The organism is Isoptericola sp. NPDC056605 (assembly GCF_042792795.1).
In the GTDB taxonomy this organism is placed as follows: domain Bacteria; phylum Actinomycetota; class Actinomycetes; order Actinomycetales; family Cellulomonadaceae; genus Isoptericola.
In genome coordinates, this window is sequence record NZ_JBHTVT010000003.1 from 63,615 (window position 1) to 79,037 (window position 15,423).

Genomic DNA, 15,423 nt, shown 5'->3' on the forward strand with positions numbered 1-15,423 from the left:
GCCGCCCGCGGGATCAGGCGCGCAGCAGGCGCCGTACCCCGAGCCGCCGGCCCCGCGCGGTGACGAGGGCCGCCAGCGCGAGACCACCCAGCCCCCACAGCACGAGCAGGGTCACGCCCATCCCGAGACCGCCGGCCGCGGGCACCACGACCGCCGTCAGGGCGTCGCGCGCGGCACCGATCGGCAGCGCATCGACCAGCCCCTGCAGGGCGGCGGGCACGGTCGCGACGACGCCCGTCGCGATGAGCAGGACGGCGATCAGCAGGCTGATGCCGCGGCCCAGGTTGCCGAGCCAGCCGAGGAAGCCCTGGTGCACGGCGACGAACGCCACCGACGCGACCGCCCCCGCGAGGATCGACCCGACCCATCCCCCCGCGTCGAGCTTCTCGACCGCCGCGAGGATCACGCCGATCAGCGCGCCCGTCCCGGCCCCGACGGCCGCCGGCAGCCAGAACGCGGACAGGGCCAGCCGCACCGAGTCACGCGTCGAGCCCAGGGCCCGCGCCATGACCGGCGGGAACACCGTCATGAGGGCCAGCGCCCCCAGCCACAGCGCCACGACCGCGAACAGCGGGCCCGACGCCCCCGTGCTGATGCCGGACGCCGACGGCGCCGCCACGGGCTCCGCGACCACCGACGCGAGCGTCTGACGCTCGTCGTCCGTGTACGTCGGGATCTGGTTCTTCGCGTCGTCGAGCCCGGAGGCCAGGTCGTCCGCGCCCGACGCGAGCTGCCCGACGCCGCCCGCCAGGTCACCGGCGCCCGAGGCGATGCCCTCGGTGCCGGTCGCAAGCTGGTTCGCGCCGCCCCCGAGCTCGTCCACGCCGGAGGCCAGCCCCTGCGTGCCGGTGGCGAGCTCCCCGGCACCGCCCGCGAGGGTGGAGGCGCCGGTGCTCAGCGAGCCGAGCCCGTTCGCGAGGCCCCGGGCACCTGCCGCGAGGTCACCCGCGCCGGACGCCGTCTCCTCCATGCCGCCGGCCAGGCCGTCGGCACCCTCGGACAGGTCGTCGACGCCGCCGGCGAGCTCGCCGAGGCCGGTCGCCATCGCCTGGTTGCCGTCCGCGACCTGCCGGGCGCCGTCCTGCAGCTGCCCGAGCTGGTCCGTCTGCGCGGCGAGGCCCGCCTGGGCCTCCTCGATCTGCGCGCACGCGTCGGCGCTCTGGCCGGCCAGAGCCTTGCCGAGCTCCTCGAGCTGCTGCGGAGTCAGGAGGTCCGCGACCTCCGGCGGGAGCAGCTCCCCCGGCGTGCCGTCGCAGCCCAGCCGGTCGGCCAGGTCCGCCAGCGCGTCGTCGGCCGTGCCGGCCGCGCCGGTGAGGCTGTCGACCAGCCCGTCGACGCCGACCGCGACGCCCGCCGACCCGTCGGCCAGCTGCTGCGCCTGCTCCGGCAACGCGGAGACCCCGGGTGTCTCGGGGGTGCCGTCGTACAGCAGCGCGAGGCCGTCGGAGAGGTCCCTCGCGCCGGCGGCCAGCCCCTTCGTCCCCGCGGCGAGGTCCTCGACCCCGCTCGCGATGCCGTCCGCGCCCGACGCGCTCTGCGAGACGCCGCCGGCGAGCTGGTCCGCGCCCCCGGCCAGGTCGTCCGCGCCGGAGGCGAGCTGGTCCGCGCCGGTGCCGAGCTCGCCCACGCCCGAGGCGAGGTCGCCCGCGCCGTCGGCGACCTGGCCCGCGCCGTCCGCGAGCTGGTCGGCGCCGTCCTGCGTCTGGCCCGCGCCGTCGGCGAGCTGCACGGCGCCGTCCTGCGCCTGCCCGATGCCGTCGGACAGCTCGTTGAAACCGACCAGCACGTTGTCGACGTAGGTCTCGGTGAGCGTGCTCGACATGACGGACGTGGCGGTGGCGGCGACCACGCGGGCGAGCGCGTCGTCGGCCACGCGGCCGCCGGGCGGGGTGCTGACGTCGATGGTGGCCTGCCGGGCCTCGGACGGGTCGTCGTTCCCGTACGAGGTGGCGGCCGCGGAGAAATCCTCCGGGATGGTCACGACGGCGGCGTAGGTGCCGTTCGCGAGCCCGTCGGCGGCCGACTCCTCGTCGGTGATCGTCCAGTCGAAGTTCGTGGCGTCCTCGGCCGGCTGGGCGGCCTTGGCCCCGTCGGCGGTCTCGCCGCCGCTGACCAGCCCGGACGCGAGCTGGCGGCCCAGCGGCACGGTCTGCCCCTGGACCTCGACCGGCTCGTCGAGGTTGACGATGGCGGCCGGCACCTGGTCCAGCCGGTCCTGCGGGTTCCACAGCGCCGCGAGCAGCAGCCCGAGCACCATGATCGGCAGCAGCGCGACGGCGGCGATGCGCCAGGGGTCGCGGCGTGTCCGGGTGTCGATGGTCGGGGCGGTCATGCCCGCACCTCCTGCACGTGGGTGTCACCCTCGATGGGGTCGTCGATCTCGTCGGTGGCCGCGGGGTCGGGTTCCCCGGGCGCGGGGTGGTGCTCGTCGGCGGGCGCGGGCGGGGGCGGGGGCACGTCCGCGCCGGTGAGCACGCTCGGCGCGCCCCAGCCGGCGCCGACGTCGAGCACGGCGACCTCGCGGCCGGTGCCGTCGTCGAGCAGGTCGGTCGCGGCGACGCCGCTGGCGCCGAGCAGCACCGCCGTCCCGCCGCGCTGCGCCCGGGCGAGCGCGGCGGCGAGCGCCTCGCGGGCCGGGCGGTCGGCGACGGCGTCGGTGCGGTCCACGACCACGACCCGCGCGCCGTCGCGCACCGCGGCGTCGACCGTCGCGGCGGGGCGACCGTGCTCGGCGAGGGCGTCGACGACGGCGACGCGGCCGCGCACCGTCATCGCGCGCTCGGGCAGCACCAGACCGGTCACCTTGACCGCCCCGGCGTCGGGCGACATGCGCCCGGCGAGGGCGAGCAGCAGCGCCGACACGGGGGCCGCGGCGTCGCCGTGCACGCACAGCGCGCCGCCGTCGGGCACCCGCACGCTCACCGGCCCCACGACGGGCGCGTCGCTCCCCTCCGGCCCGGCGACCTCGAGGTCGCGCGCGGCGACGGCGTCCGTGGCGTCGGGCTCCGGCCACGACGCGAGCCGCAGCTCCTTGGTGAGGCCCTCGCCCTCGACGTCGAACGTGGGCAGGACGCGGTCGAGCCAGCGCGGCATGTGCCAGGCCCGGTCGCCCAGGAGATGGAGCACGGCGGGCACGAGCGTCATGCGCACGACGAACGCGTCCACGAGCACGCCGACCGCGAGGCCGAGCGCGATGGGTTTGAGCGTCATGTCGCCCTCAGGCACGAACGCGACGAAGACGGCGAACATGATCACCGCCGCGGCCGTGACCACCTTGGCCGAGCCGAGGAAGCCCGAGCGCACCGCGCGGCGGGCGTCGCCGCCGTGCACGTAGTCCTCCCGGATGCGGGACACGAGGAAGACCTCGTAGTCCATCGCCAGGCCGAACAGCACGCCCATGAGGATGATCGGCATGAAGCTGATGACGGGGCCCAGCTTCGTGACGTTGAGCGCGTCGGCGAGGACGCCGTTCTCGAACACGAGCGTCACCACGCCGAAGGCCGCCCCGACGGACAGCAGGTAGCCGAGCGAGGCCTTGATCGGCACCCAGATCGAGCGGAACACCATCGTCAGGAGCACGAGCGACAGGCCCACGACGACCAGGCCGAACGGCAGCAGCGCGGCGCCGAGCTTGTCGGAGACGTCGATACCGACCGCGGCGAAGCCGGTGACGGACAGGTCGACGCCGTACTTGTCGAGGTAGTGGTCGTGCTGGTCGCGGATCTCGTTGACCAGGTCCTTGGTCTCCTGCGACGTCGGCCCGCCCTCCGGGACCACCTGGACGATGCCGGTGTCGGCGGTCTCGTTGGGGGTGGAGAGCGGCACGTCGGCGACGCCGGGCAGGTCACCGATCTCGTCGCCCAGCTCGTCCATGAGCTTCACGGGGTCGTTGCTGGTGACGATCGAGCCGGTCACGATCAGGGGGCCGTTGAAGCCCTCGCCGAACTCCTCGCCCACCAGGTCGTAGGTCACGCGGGCGCTGTTGTCCTCCGGCAGCGTGCCGGCGTCGGGCAGCGCGAGGCGGAGGTTCGTGGCCGGCCAGGCGAGGGCGGCGATGGCGCCCACGACGAGCACGATCGTGAGGACCGGGAAGCGGGTGGCGCCTCGCACCCAGCCGTCGAAGAACCGGTTGCGGTGGACGCCCGCGGCCGGCGCGGCGGCGCGCTTGGCCTTCCCCTTCGGCTTGCGGGCGGCGCGCGGGGCACGCGGCCGCAGCCGTTCGCCGGAGAAGGACAGCAGCGCGGGCAGCAGCGTGAGCGAGACGAGGACCGCGATGCCGACCGCCACGGCGGCGGCGATGCCCATCACGGTGAGGAAGGGGATGCCGGCGACGCCGAGGCCCACCAGGGCGATCATCACCGTGAGGCCGGCGAAGATGACGGCCGAGCCCGCCGTCGCGGTGGCGCGCGCGATCGACTCGTCCACCTCGAGCCCGTCGGCGAGCTGCTCGCGGTGCCGGGACACGATGAACAGCGCGTAGTCGATGCCCACCGCGAGGCCGAGCATGAGGCCGAGCATCGGCGTCGTCGAGTTGATCGGGCCGAACACGGTGGCGGTGAGCAGCAGGAGCATCGACACGCCCACGCCCATGAGCGCGTTCACCAGCGGCAGGCCGGCCGCGACGAACGAGCCGAGCGTGATGATGAGGACCACGAGCGCGACGACGACGCCGATCGCCTCGATGATGCTCAGGGCCGGGAACTCGACGCTGAACAGCTCGCCGCCGAGGCTGGTCTGCGACCCCGCCGGCAGGGCGGCGGCGAGGTCGTCGCTCGCGGTGTGCAGCGCGTCCTTGGTGTCCTCGGTGATGACGGACTGGTCGCCGTCGAGCTGGATCGTCAGCAGCGTGGCGGTGTCGTCGTCGTTGACCGACGCGGCCATCTGGTCGTCGTACGGGGAGGTGACGGCGGCGACCTGGTCGAGCTCGCCGAGGTCGTCGACGGTGTCGGTGATCGGTCCGCGCACCGCGTCGTCGTCGATCGTGGAACCGTCGGGGGCGACGACGATGATCTGCGCCGAGGAGCCGCTGACCTGCGGGAACGTGGCGGACAGGCTGTCGAGCGCGTCCTGCGACTCGGTGCCCGGGATGGTCACGGAGTTGTCGAAGCCCTGGTAGAGCAGGCCGGCCGCTCCGCCGACGACGGCGAGCACCAGCACCCAGCCGATGACGACGAGCCGCCGGGCCCGGGCGGCCCAGCGGCCGAGGGAGTACAGGACGGAGGACACAGGCTCTCCCGGGACGACGGAGCAGGGATTCGATACGGCACTGTATCCGATGCACGAACGTATCCGATACGTCGCTGTATTGGCTAGAGTGGGCCCGGCCGGGCGCGGCGCCCGCACCGTGCCGGTACCGGCAGCATCCCGAGGAGGACCCCCTGACCACCGAGAGCGTGACTCCCGACGAGGCTACGGTCGGTCCCGGTCGCTCGCCCCGGCGCGAGCGCACCCGCGAGCGCCTGCTCGACGCCGCGTTCCAGGTGTTCGCGCAGGTGGGCGTCCAGGCCGCGTCGATCGAGGCGGTGTGCGAGGCGGCCGGTTTCACCCGCGGCGCCTTCTACTCGAACTTCGCGAGCAAGGAGGAGCTGTTCCTCGCGCTCACGGAGCGCGAGGCGCGCGGCCACCTGGGCGCCCTCGAGCGCGCGGTGACCACCGTCGACCCGGCGGCCCTGCAGACGCCCGAGGGGTTCCGCGCCACCGTGCGGGAGGTCATCGCGTCCGTGCTGCCCGACCCCGCCGCCAAGACGTCGTGGTGCGTGATGGAGCTCGAGTTCGAGCTGCTCGCCCTGCGTGACCCTCAGATCGCGCAGCGCTACGTGGACCAGCAGCAGGTGCTCCGCGGGGAGATGATCGCCGCGCTGAACCGCGTCATGGCCGCCCTCGGCCTGCGCTTCGCCGTCGACGACCACGTGGCCATCGACCTGCTGCTGGGCGCCCACGAGGCCGGCCAGCGGGCGTCGATGCTGCCCGCCGTCACCGCCCGCAAGGACGCGAGCGCCATGCTCGAGGTCCTCGTGGACCTCATCGTCACCCCCGCCTGACCGCCCGCCGCCGGCCGGCTACAGGAAGGCGGGCAGCTCCGGCCCCTCGTCCAGCACGTGCTCGCCCAGGAACGCCAGCACCACCTGGTACCAGACCTTCGCGTGCTGCGGCGCCAGCACCCAGTGGTTCTCGTCCGGGAAGTACAGGAACCGGTGCACGGTGGTCCCGTCGTCGGCGGCGGGCAGCGCCGAGTCGGTGAGCAGCTCGCGCCACAGCCGCAGCCCCTCGCCGATCGGCACGCGGTAGTCCTTGTCGCCGTGCACGACGAGCATCGGGGTCCGGATGTCCGCGACGGACCGGTGCGGGCTGTTCGCCTCCGCCATCTCCGGCGTCATCTCGCGCAGCCAGTAGTAGGCGTGGTCGGTGGTGGGGCCGAACTGGTCCAGCGCCCACAGGCTGGCGTGGGTGACGATCGCGCGGAAGCGGTCGGTGTGCCCGGCCACCCAGTTCGCCATGTACCCGCCGAACGACCCGCCCATCGCGGCGGTGCGGCTCTCGTCCACCTCCGGCAGGGCCTCGACGGCGTCGGTGATCGCCATGAGGTCGGTGAACGGCGCCCCGCCCCAGGCGCCCCAGCCGCGCTGCACGAAGTCCTGCCCGTACCCGGTGGACAGCGCCGGGTCGGGCAGCAGGACGGCGTACCCGCGGGCCACCATCAGCCACGGGTTCCAGCGCCAGCTCCAGGCGCTCCACGTGCTCAACGGGCCGCCGTGGATCCACAGCAGCAGCGGCGCGGGCGCGTCCGCGGCAGCGCCCTCGGGCAGCGCGAGCCAGGCGCGCACCCGCGCGCCATCCGCCGTCGTCGTCTCAACCTCGGTGAGCGTGCCCGGCAGCGCGGGGGCGGGCACGGGCCCGCGCAGCGCGTCGGCGGCGACGGGGGTGCGCCCGCCGGCGGCGCCGGTCGCGAGGAAGGCGGCGAGATCGACCCGCACCGGCTCCGCCGGGGCCGCATAGCTGCTGCGCAGCGCGTACAGCGCCGAGCCGTCGGGAGCGACGCGGACGTCGCTGAACGACGCGTCGTCGCTCGTCACGCGCTCCACCGTGACCGGCTCCTGGCCGCCCGGGCCGCCCGCGCCGAACGTCAGCAGGAACACCGGGCCGCGGCCGTCCTCGTCGGCGGTCACGACCAGCCCCGAGCCGTCGGGCAGCCACGCGACGGACGTGGGCCAGCGGTCCCAGTCGTCGGCGAGGATCTCGGGTGCGGCGAGCTCGCCGTCCTGGTCGTCGAGCCGGACCAGGCCGAGCCGCACCTCGGGCGCCTGCTCCGGCGTCGTGATCGTCTCGGACCCGAACGCCACCCACCGCCCGTCCGGCGACACCGCCGGCGCGAAGGCGTCCGCGTCCGGGTCGTCCACCAGCGTCCGGCGCTCCCCCGACGCCGTGTCGACCGCGACCAGCGTGACCCGCCGCGCCGCGCCCGGGTCGGCCACGCCCCACGTCGTGACGAGCGTGGTGCCGTCGGCCGTCAGGTCGGCCTCGTGCTCGTCGAGCTGACGCCCCGGGCCGGTCAGCGGGCGCAGCTCGAGCCGGTCACCACCGCCGAGCGAGCCCGCGAACCGGCGTTCCTCGTCCGGGCCCAGGTCGTGGTCCCAGTGCCGCACCGGGTAGCCGGCGTGCAGGATCGCCGAGAGCTTGCGGTCCGTGCGGTCCTTGCGCAGCGCCGCGTCCTCGGCGAGACCCGCCGCGCCCGGCAGCACCGGCGCGGAGACCGACACGACGTCGGCCGCGCGGGCCGCGAGGACCCCGCCGACCCCGCCCGGAGCCGTCGCGACGACCCGCGCCTCGCCGCCGCCTACGGGCAGCAGCCACAGCGCCGCCTTCGGCTCGTCGTCGTCCTGCTCCGCGTCCGGGTCCGGCCGCGCCGACGTGAACAGCACGTCGCCCGACGCCGCGAACACCGCCGACGACTCGCCCTTGCGGCTGCGCGTCAGCCGCCTCGCCGGGGCGACGCCGGCGGGATCCACCTCCCAGACGGCGGTCGTCCAGCCGGTGCGCTTCGCGTCGAGCGTCTGGACGGTCGTGACGAGGCGTGTGCCGTCCGGGCTCAGCGCGAGCCCTCCCACCCGCGGGAGCTCCAGGTAGCGGTCGAGGTCGTCGAAGGGCGTGGGGGCGTCGTCGTCCTGGCTCACGCGCCCGGTCTACCACAGCCCGCGCCCCCCGGGCGGTCGGGCGGCGGCCACGGGGAACACCGGATGAACGTTCGCTGAACTTGTTCGCGGGGGCGCCTCCTGCGGTTGAGCGGGCGACGCCCGATCGGGCACGGTCTGGTCGTGAGACCGCCGTCGCCCCGCGCCGCCCACCTGCCGCCGCTGCCCGCCACCGCCGACCTGGTCGTCGTCGGGGCGGGGATCGTCGGGCTCGCGCACGCCCTGGAGGCGCACGCCCGCGGGCACTCGGTGCTGGTGGTGGAGCGCGACCCGCGGCCCGACGGCGCGTCCGCCCGGCGCAGCGGCCACGTCGCCGTCACCACGCAGGACGCCGCGACGCTGTCGTGCGCGCTGGCGTCGCGCGAGCGCTGGCTGAAGCTCGGCCGGGAGGCCGGCTTCTGGGTCAAGGACACCGGCGCCGTCGTCGTGGCGCGCTCCGAGGACGAGCTCGCGGTGCTGGACGACCTCGTGGCCGCCCGCGACGGCGACGCGCTGCTCCTCGACGCCGCGCAGGCAGGCCGGCGTGCCGGGCTGACGAGCGCGGGCGACGTCGTCGGCGGCGCGTTCCTCCCGCTCGACCTGCGGGTCGAGCCGCGAGACGCCCTCCGGGCGCTCGCCGCCGCGCTCGGCTCCCGGCCGCGCGCCGACGTCGCGTGGTCGACGACGGCGCTCACCTTCGAGGCAGGCACGGGGCGCACGCTGGTGCGCACGTCGCGCGGCGAGGTCGTGGCGCGCCGGGTGCTGGTCGCCGTCGGACCCGACCTGGACCGGTTCTTCCCCGACGAGGCGGCGCGCGCCGGGCTGCGGCCCGACGTGCGGCAGGTGCTCCGGGTGGCGACGCCGGGCCGCCGGCACGACGCCGCCGGCCCGGCCGTGCTGGGCGGCACGACCCTCCTGCGCGACGCCGCCACCGCGCACTCCCCCGCGCTGGCGGACGTGCGCGAGCGGCTGCGCACGAGCGCCCCGGAGCTGCTCGATGCCGGCGTCCACCTCGCGTTCACCCCGCACGGCGACACGCTGCTCCTCGGCGAGGCCCGTCGCACGGACGCCGACCGCCGCGACGGCGCCGGCCTCGACCGCGACCCCGAGCGGTCGGAGACCGCCGACTCGCTGCTGCTGCGCGAGGCCGAGGCCCTGCTCGGGCGGCCCGTCGAGGTGCGGCGACGCTGGTCGGTGCCCGACCTGGCGGTGCCCCGCCCGCGCCGCGGGCCGTTCGCCGGCACGCCGTTCGTCGTCACCGACCCCGCACCGGGCGTCACCACCGTGACCGTCGCGGACGGGCTGGGCACGACGACGGCGCTCGGCCTCGCGGCGAAGGTCGTCGACGGCCTGCTGTAGTCCTCAGCCGCCGAGCCCCGCGCGGATCGCGGCGAGCGCGCGCTCGAGCTCGGCGTCGTCCACCCCGCCGAACCCGACGACGACGCCGGTGTCCCCGGCGGTGCGGCACAGGTCGGACAGCAGGGGCAGGTCGAAGCCCGCCCGCCGCGCGGCGTCGCAGGCCGACAGCGCGGCGTCCTGCGGCAGCAGCCACGTCGAGTACATGCCGGCCGACGTCGCGGCCGGCGCGGCGTGCGGCGCCAGCACCGCGGCGACGCGGGCCGCCCGCTCGGCGTACACGCGGCGCGCGGTGCGCAGGACGGCGTCGAGCCAGCCGTCGCGCAGCAGCGTCAGCAGGGCCCGCTGCGTGGGCCACGCCGCGACGTCGTGCACGACGCCGCGCTGCCGCACCACGTCGTCGAGCATCGCCGGGGGCGGCACCAGCCACCCGATCCGCAGCCCGGGCGGCGCGGACTTCGACGCCGTGCCGAGGTAGGCGACCCGGTCCCGGCCGAGCGCCGCGAGCGCCGGCACCGGGGCCACGTCGTACCGCAGCTCGGAGTCGTAGTCGTCCTCGACCACCACGGCTCCCGTGGCCCGCGACGCGGCGAGCAGCGCGCGGCGGTCGTCGGCGGGCATCACCCGTCCCAGCGGGTGCTGGTGCGCCGGCGTCACGTACGCGGCGGCCAGCCCGCGCAGGGCGCCCTCGTCGTGGCGGGCCTCGGCGGGCAGGTCGACGACGGTGCGGCCCACGGCGTGCGCCGTCGCGACGGCGGCCCGGTAGCCCGGGTCCTCGATGCCCACGGGCCCCGCGGGCAGCACGCCGAGCAGGTCCCGGAACCCGGCCGTGGTCCCGGCGGTGACCACCACCTCGTCGGCGTCCACGACGAGGCCCCGGGTCCGGCCGAGGCGTTCCGCGAGCGCCGCCCGGAGGTCGGGCAGACCGCACGGGTCGTCGTACCCCCGCGGCGGCGCGGTCGCCGACACCTCCCGCCACGCCCGCCGCCACCCCGCGCGGTGGCGCGGGTCGATCCACGGCTCGCCCGTGCTCAGGCGCACGAGGCCGGTGGCCGGCCCGGCGGCCCGTCGCGGTCCGGTCGTGGGACGGGGCACGGCGTCGGCGGCGACGAAGGTGCCCGCGCCGCGGCGTGCGGTCAGCCACCCCTCGGCCATGAGCTGGTCGTACGCCTGCTCGGCCACCGAGCGGGCGACGCCGAGGTCCGCGGCGAGCGCACGGGTGCTGGGCAGCCGGTCGCCGCGCCGCAGGGTGCCGCGGGAGACCAGGTCGCGGACCTGGGCGGACAGCTGCGCGCCGAGCGGGTCGCGGCCGCCGCGGTCGAGGCGGACGGGCAGCGCGGACATCAGGACTCCTGACCGGGGCGGGCGACAGCGGCCCCCGAAAGTGGCCTAGCAATGCGGCCTGGCGAAAGTGGCCTGTCGAAACGTGCGAGGAATGGCTCGTGACGACGGGCCACCCAGGGTTCACGGTAGTGCCATGGACGCCCTCTCCCCCACCCCCAGGTCCACCGTCCGGCGCGGCCGGAACCGTGCCGTGGCCGACCGGGCCGCGCTGCACGCCCTGCTCGCCGACGGGCTCGTCGCCCACCTCGGCGTCGACGTCGGCGAGGGCGCGGACCGGCACCCGGTCGTGCTGCCCTGCGCCTACGCCGTCGACCTCGACGGCCCCGACGACGACGGCACCCTGTACGTGCACGGGTCGGTGGCGGCGCGCTGGCTGGCCGGGGCGACCGACGCGACCGTCTGCGTCACGGTCACCGAGCTCGACGGCCTCGTGCTGGCGCGGTCCGGCTTCCACCACTCGATGAACTACCGGTCGGCGGTGGTAATCGGCACCGCACGCCTCGTCACGGACGACGCCGAGCGCGCCCGCGCCCTGGACGCGATCGTCGACCACATGGCGCCGGGCCGGTCCGCGACGCTGCGCCCCGCGACCCGCAAGGAGCTCGCCGCGACGGCGGTGCTGGCCGTGCCCCTGCGCGAGGCGTCGATGAAGGCCCGTGCCGGCGCGCCCGTCGACGACCCGGCCGACGTCGCCGCCGGGGGGTGGGGCGGGCACGTGCCGGTGCGGCGCGTCGTGGGCGCCGCCGTCCCGGACCCCGACACCCGCGAGCCGGTCCCGGTGCACGTGGAGCTCTTGACGGACTCGCGCGAGGTGGTGCAGTCCTCCGCGAGGTAGTTCGCAAGCCCGCGAGGTAGCTCCGCGCTACCTCGCGGGGTCGTGGACTACCTCGGCGGGGTCGTGTCGTCGCGGTCCGCCATCTTGGCGAGCATCTCGTTGTACGCGGTGAGCTCGGCGTCGCCGTCGCGGTCGGCCTTGCGGTCGCGGCGGCGCGCCTCGCGCTCGTCGGACGTCGTCCACTGCACGGCGACGGCGATGGCGAGCGCGAGCGTCGGCAGCTCGCCGATGCCCCACGCGACGCCGCCGCCGCGCTGCTGGTCCTCGATGGCGGGCAGGCCCCACGGCCGGCCCATGTTGCCGAACCAGTCGGCGACGAGCAGCGAGGTGCCGGAGGTGAGCACGACGCCGAAGAAGGCGTGGAACGCCATCGTCGCGAAGAGCAGCAGCAGCCGCTGCGGGTAGGGCGGGCGCTTCGGGCCCGGGTCGACGCCCACCAGCGCGTTGGCGAACAGGTAGCCGACGAGCGTGAAGTGCACGATCATCCACACGTGCCCGGCGTGGTTGCGCAGCGCGAACTCGAACGCGGGCGTGTAGTAGAACGCGATCATGCCGCCGGCGAAGAGCACCGCGGCCACCACGGGCCGGGCGATGAACTGGCCGAACCGGGAGTGCACCAGGCCGAGCACCCACTCGCGCGGCCCGCGGCTGCCGTCCTTGCGGGCCGGGATGGCGCGCAGCAGCAGCGTGACCGGGGCGGCCAGCACGAGGAACAGCGGCACCAGCATCGCGAGGATCATGTGCTGCACCATGTGGCCGCTGAAGATCACGTGCCCGTACACGGCCGGGCCGCCGCTGGTCACCCAGAACATCACGACCATGCCCAGGCACCACGACACGGTGCGCCCCACGGGCCACTTGTCCCCCCGGCGCGCGAGCCGCAGCACCCAGCGCAGGTAGACGACCAGGCCCGCCACGCACGCGAACGCCAGCAGCGGGTCGAGGCTCCACTCGGTGAACCAGCGGGCCATGGTCGGCTCGGGCGGCAGCGCCTGGCCGGTGAGCTGGAAGGCGGGGGTGACGTCGACCGGCACCTCGTCCGGGACGGGCGGGGCGGTGGACCCGAGCGCCACGGCGACGCCGGAGACGGCACCGATGACGAGCAGCTCGACGGCGAGCAGCCGCCAGAAGAGACGGCGGACGGCGCCGGCGGACCCGGCCCGGCCGAGCCGGTCCACGACCCACATCCGGTGCGCGAACCCGAACCCGCCCAGCGCCACCATGAGCAGCGCCTTGACGAGCAGCAGCACGCCGTACGGGGTCAGCAGGTCGCCCCAGGACTCCATGCGGAGCCACGCGTTGAGGATGCCGGAGAGGCCCACCGCGGCGAAGCACCACCCCGCTACCGGGGAGAAGCGCGCGACGGCGGCCGCGGCGGTGCGACCCTCGTCGCGCCCCTCCTCCCGCGTGAGCACGGCCACGAGCAGCGCGCCCAGGCCGCCCACCCACACGGCGGCGCCGACCAGGTGCAGCAGCATCGCGCCGACGGCGAGCTCGTGGTTCGCGGCGCCGGACGCGTGGCCGGTCGTGGACTGCATGGCGAGGGCCGCGAGCGGCAGGACCGTCGTCCACAGCGCGCCGACGGGCCCGCGGACCGCCATCGCGAGCGCGGACGTGAGCGCGGCGACCACGATGATCGCGAGGTAGAGCCGGCCGAGGTCGAGGTCGGTGACGAACTGCGCGAGCCCCTGCCCGAACGCCGGCGAGGCCGGCGAGGTCCCGGAGATGTTCGCGTACCGCAGCACGAGCTGGAGGACGGCGGCCACGGCCCACACGGCGCTGGCGGCGCCGGCCGTCGTGAGCACCCGCGTCTGGGTGCGGCCTGGCGGCACCAGGCACGCTGCGACGAGGAGCGCGCCGATCGTCACGGAGACGCCCAGCTCCGTGAGCACGGTCGTCACGGGCAGGCCGTAGCGCACGATCGCGCCCGGGTCGGTGAAGCCGCTGAGGGCCTGGAACGCGCCCGAGTAGGCTCCGCCGCACAGCACGGCGAGGACGGCGGCGAGGACGGCGGCGGGCCCGGCGGCGACGAGCCACCAGGGCCGCGGCGGCACGCTCGGGGTACCGCCCGGCCGCTGCACGGCGGGGGCTGCGGAGGTCACCCGTCCAGCCTATGGGCGGCGGGCCGCGCCCCGGGACGCCCCCGGTGTGAGATCACCTGTCCCGGGCACCTTCTTCCCAATCCAACGATTATCGATTAGTGTCCCAGACGTCCCTCCACACCGGACGTCATCCACAGTCGTCAGCCCGAGCGCCCGGAGACGCGAAGCAGCGTTCCCGGCGGGCGGCAACCCGAGAGGATCAACGATGATCAAGCACCGCACCCTGGCGAGCGTGGGCACGCTCACGGTCGCCGCCCTCGCGCTCACCGGCTGCGCCGGCTCCGACGACGACGGCGGCTCCGGCGGCACCACCGAGGTGAGCATGCTCGTCAACGTCACGCCGAACCTCACCGAGGAGTACTGGAACGAGCTGGTCAAGCCGTTCGAGGACGCGAACCCCGACGTCGACGTCGTCATCCAGAACCCGGGCGCCGAGGGCGTGACCGCCGCGCTCCCCCGCCTCCTCACCGCGGGCGACGCACCCGACGTCGTGCAGTCGCTGCCCCCGACCACCGACCTCGCCCCCGAGCTGGTGGACCTGTCCCAGTACGACTGGGCGACGTCCGGCCCGCTCGCGGACCAGTACTCGATCGACGGCAAGTACTACATGGCCGGCATCGGCTTCCAGCTGCAGAGCCTGTGGTTCTACAACAAGACCGCGTTCGAGGAGGCCGGGATCGCCGAGGTCCCGACCACCGTCGACGAGCTCACCGCCGCGCTCGGCAAGCTCAAGGACGCGGGCTGGACCCCGATCCAGACCAGCGGCGACTGGGCGACCAGCCACTCGCTGCAGACGCTCGGCCTCCCGTCCGTCATCGGCCAGGACCCGGAGTGGTTCGCCCGGATGAGCGCGGGCGAGGCCACCTTCTCCGACACGTACGGCGACGCCGTCGCCACCTACGCCGACTGGGTGGCGAAGGGCTACGTCCCCAAGGACGCGCTGGGCATCAAGTACCCCGACGCCGAGCAGGCCTTCCTCTCCGGCAAGAGCGCGATCTACCCGATGGGCAGCTGGTTCGCCGGCACCGAGGCGAAGGCGGAGGAGAAGGCCGAGATCGGCGTCTTCCGCGCCCCCGCCGTCGACGGCGTCGCCAGCCCGGCCATGGGCGCGAACATCGCCAGCCCGTACTCGATCCTCAAGGCGAGCGAGAGCCAGGACGCGGCGGCGAAGCTCGTCGAGTTCCTCGTCACCGACCAGGACGCCGTCGCCAGCCAGCTCGAGGTCGACGGCAACTTCCGCGACGGCTACGAGTACGAGATGGACGACCTGGGCAAGGAGCTGCTGCAGATCGTGGCGGACACGCCCGCCGAGGCGTACACGCCGACCGGCCAGGGCTACGGCGAGCGCACGCTGCCCACCGGCTACTCGGACGAGATCAACGCGCAGACGCAGGCCCTGATCGGCGGCACCGCCCCCGACAAGGTCGACACCGCGATGGACGGCTGGTTCGCCTCGACGATCGGCTGACGCCGACCGCACCCCACCCGCCCGGGGGCGGGGGGCCCCCCCCCCCCCCCCCCCCCCCCCCCCGGCGGCGGGGGGCCCCCCCAAACCCCCCCCCCCCGCGCCCCGGCCCCCCCGCGCGGGGCCGCCCCCCCGCGGCCGGGGGGGGCGGCC

Annotated in this window: 9 protein-coding genes; 4 read left to right on the forward strand and 5 right to left on the reverse strand. The window is 75.6% G+C overall.

Annotated elements, in window-relative coordinates:
- Positions 1–13: 13 nt before the first annotated feature.
- Complete coding sequence (locus ACFQ8Y_RS04535) at positions 14–2,332, reverse strand: YhgE/Pip family protein (RefSeq protein WP_430584724.1); 2,319 nt, start codon at positions 2,330–2,332, stop codon at positions 14–16.
- Complete coding sequence (locus ACFQ8Y_RS04540; RefSeq protein ID WP_430584725.1) at positions 2,329–5,226, reverse strand: efflux RND transporter permease subunit; 2,898 nt, start codon at positions 5,224–5,226, stop codon at positions 2,329–2,331. The genes ACFQ8Y_RS04535 and ACFQ8Y_RS04540 overlap by 4 nt, the downstream gene beginning before the upstream one ends.
- 167 nt (positions 5,227–5,393) lie before the next feature.
- Here ACFQ8Y_RS04540 and ACFQ8Y_RS04545 point away from each other — a divergent pair, with 167 nt between their 5' ends.
- The gene (locus ACFQ8Y_RS04545; protein WP_430551642.1) at positions 5,394–6,041 is read left to right on the forward strand and encodes a TetR/AcrR family transcriptional regulator; all 648 of its coding nucleotides are present in this window, start codon (positions 5,394–5,396) and stop codon (positions 6,039–6,041) included.
- 18 nt (positions 6,042–6,059) lie between these two features.
- Here the strand turns inward: ACFQ8Y_RS04545 and ACFQ8Y_RS04550 are convergent, their stop codons facing one another.
- Positions 6,060–8,171 (reverse strand): prolyl oligopeptidase family serine peptidase, encoded by a 2,112-nt coding sequence (locus ACFQ8Y_RS04550; RefSeq protein ID WP_430584726.1) that lies wholly within the window; start codon positions 8,169–8,171, stop codon positions 6,060–6,062.
- Positions 8,172–8,312: 141 nt separating this feature from the next.
- On the opposite strand from ACFQ8Y_RS04550, the gene ACFQ8Y_RS04555 reads away from it, so the two are divergent.
- Positions 8,313–9,527 (forward strand): FAD-dependent oxidoreductase, encoded by a 1,215-nt coding sequence (locus tag ACFQ8Y_RS04555; RefSeq protein WP_430584727.1) that lies wholly within the window; start codon positions 8,313–8,315, stop codon positions 9,525–9,527.
- A 3-nt stretch (positions 9,528–9,530) separates the two neighbouring features.
- Here ACFQ8Y_RS04555 and ACFQ8Y_RS04560 read toward each other — a convergent pair whose 3' ends face one another.
- Positions 9,531–10,868, reverse strand: coding sequence for a PLP-dependent aminotransferase family protein (locus ACFQ8Y_RS04560; RefSeq protein WP_430584728.1), 1,338 nt, complete (start codon positions 10,866–10,868; stop codon positions 9,531–9,533).
- Between the two features lie 133 nt (positions 10,869–11,001).
- Between ACFQ8Y_RS04560 and ACFQ8Y_RS04565 the strand changes: the two genes are divergently transcribed.
- Positions 11,002–11,703 (forward strand): pyridoxamine 5'-phosphate oxidase family protein, encoded by a 702-nt coding sequence (locus ACFQ8Y_RS04565; RefSeq protein WP_430584729.1) that lies wholly within the window; start codon positions 11,002–11,004, stop codon positions 11,701–11,703.
- Positions 11,704–11,750: 47 nt separating this feature from the next.
- On the opposite strand, the gene ACFQ8Y_RS04570 is transcribed toward ACFQ8Y_RS04565, so the two are convergent.
- Positions 11,751–13,805, reverse strand: coding sequence for a cytochrome c oxidase assembly protein (locus ACFQ8Y_RS04570; RefSeq protein WP_430584730.1), 2,055 nt, complete (start codon positions 13,803–13,805; stop codon positions 11,751–11,753).
- A 205-nt stretch (positions 13,806–14,010) separates the two neighbouring features.
- On the opposite strand from ACFQ8Y_RS04570, the gene ACFQ8Y_RS04575 reads away from it, so the two are divergent.
- Entirely contained in the window at positions 14,011–15,273 is a 1,263-nt protein-coding gene (locus ACFQ8Y_RS04575; RefSeq protein ID WP_430551636.1) for an ABC transporter substrate-binding protein, read from the forward strand.
- Positions 15,274–15,423: the final 150 nt, after the last annotated feature.

Coding starts and splice junctions, on each gene's coding strand:
- ACFQ8Y_RS04535 (WP_430584724.1), bottom strand. CDS start 2,332: ATGACCGCCCCGACCATCGACACCCGGACACGCCGCGACCCCTGGCGC.
- ACFQ8Y_RS04560 (WP_430584728.1), bottom strand. CDS start 10,868: ATGTCCGCGCTGCCCGTCCGCCTCGACCGCGGCGGCCGCGACCCGCTC.
- ACFQ8Y_RS04565 (WP_430584729.1), top strand. CDS start 11,002: ATGGACGCCCTCTCCCCCACCCCCAGGTCCACCGTCCGGCGCGGCCGG.
- ACFQ8Y_RS04575 (WP_430551636.1), top strand. CDS start 14,011: ATGATCAAGCACCGCACCCTGGCGAGCGTGGGCACGCTCACGGTCGCC.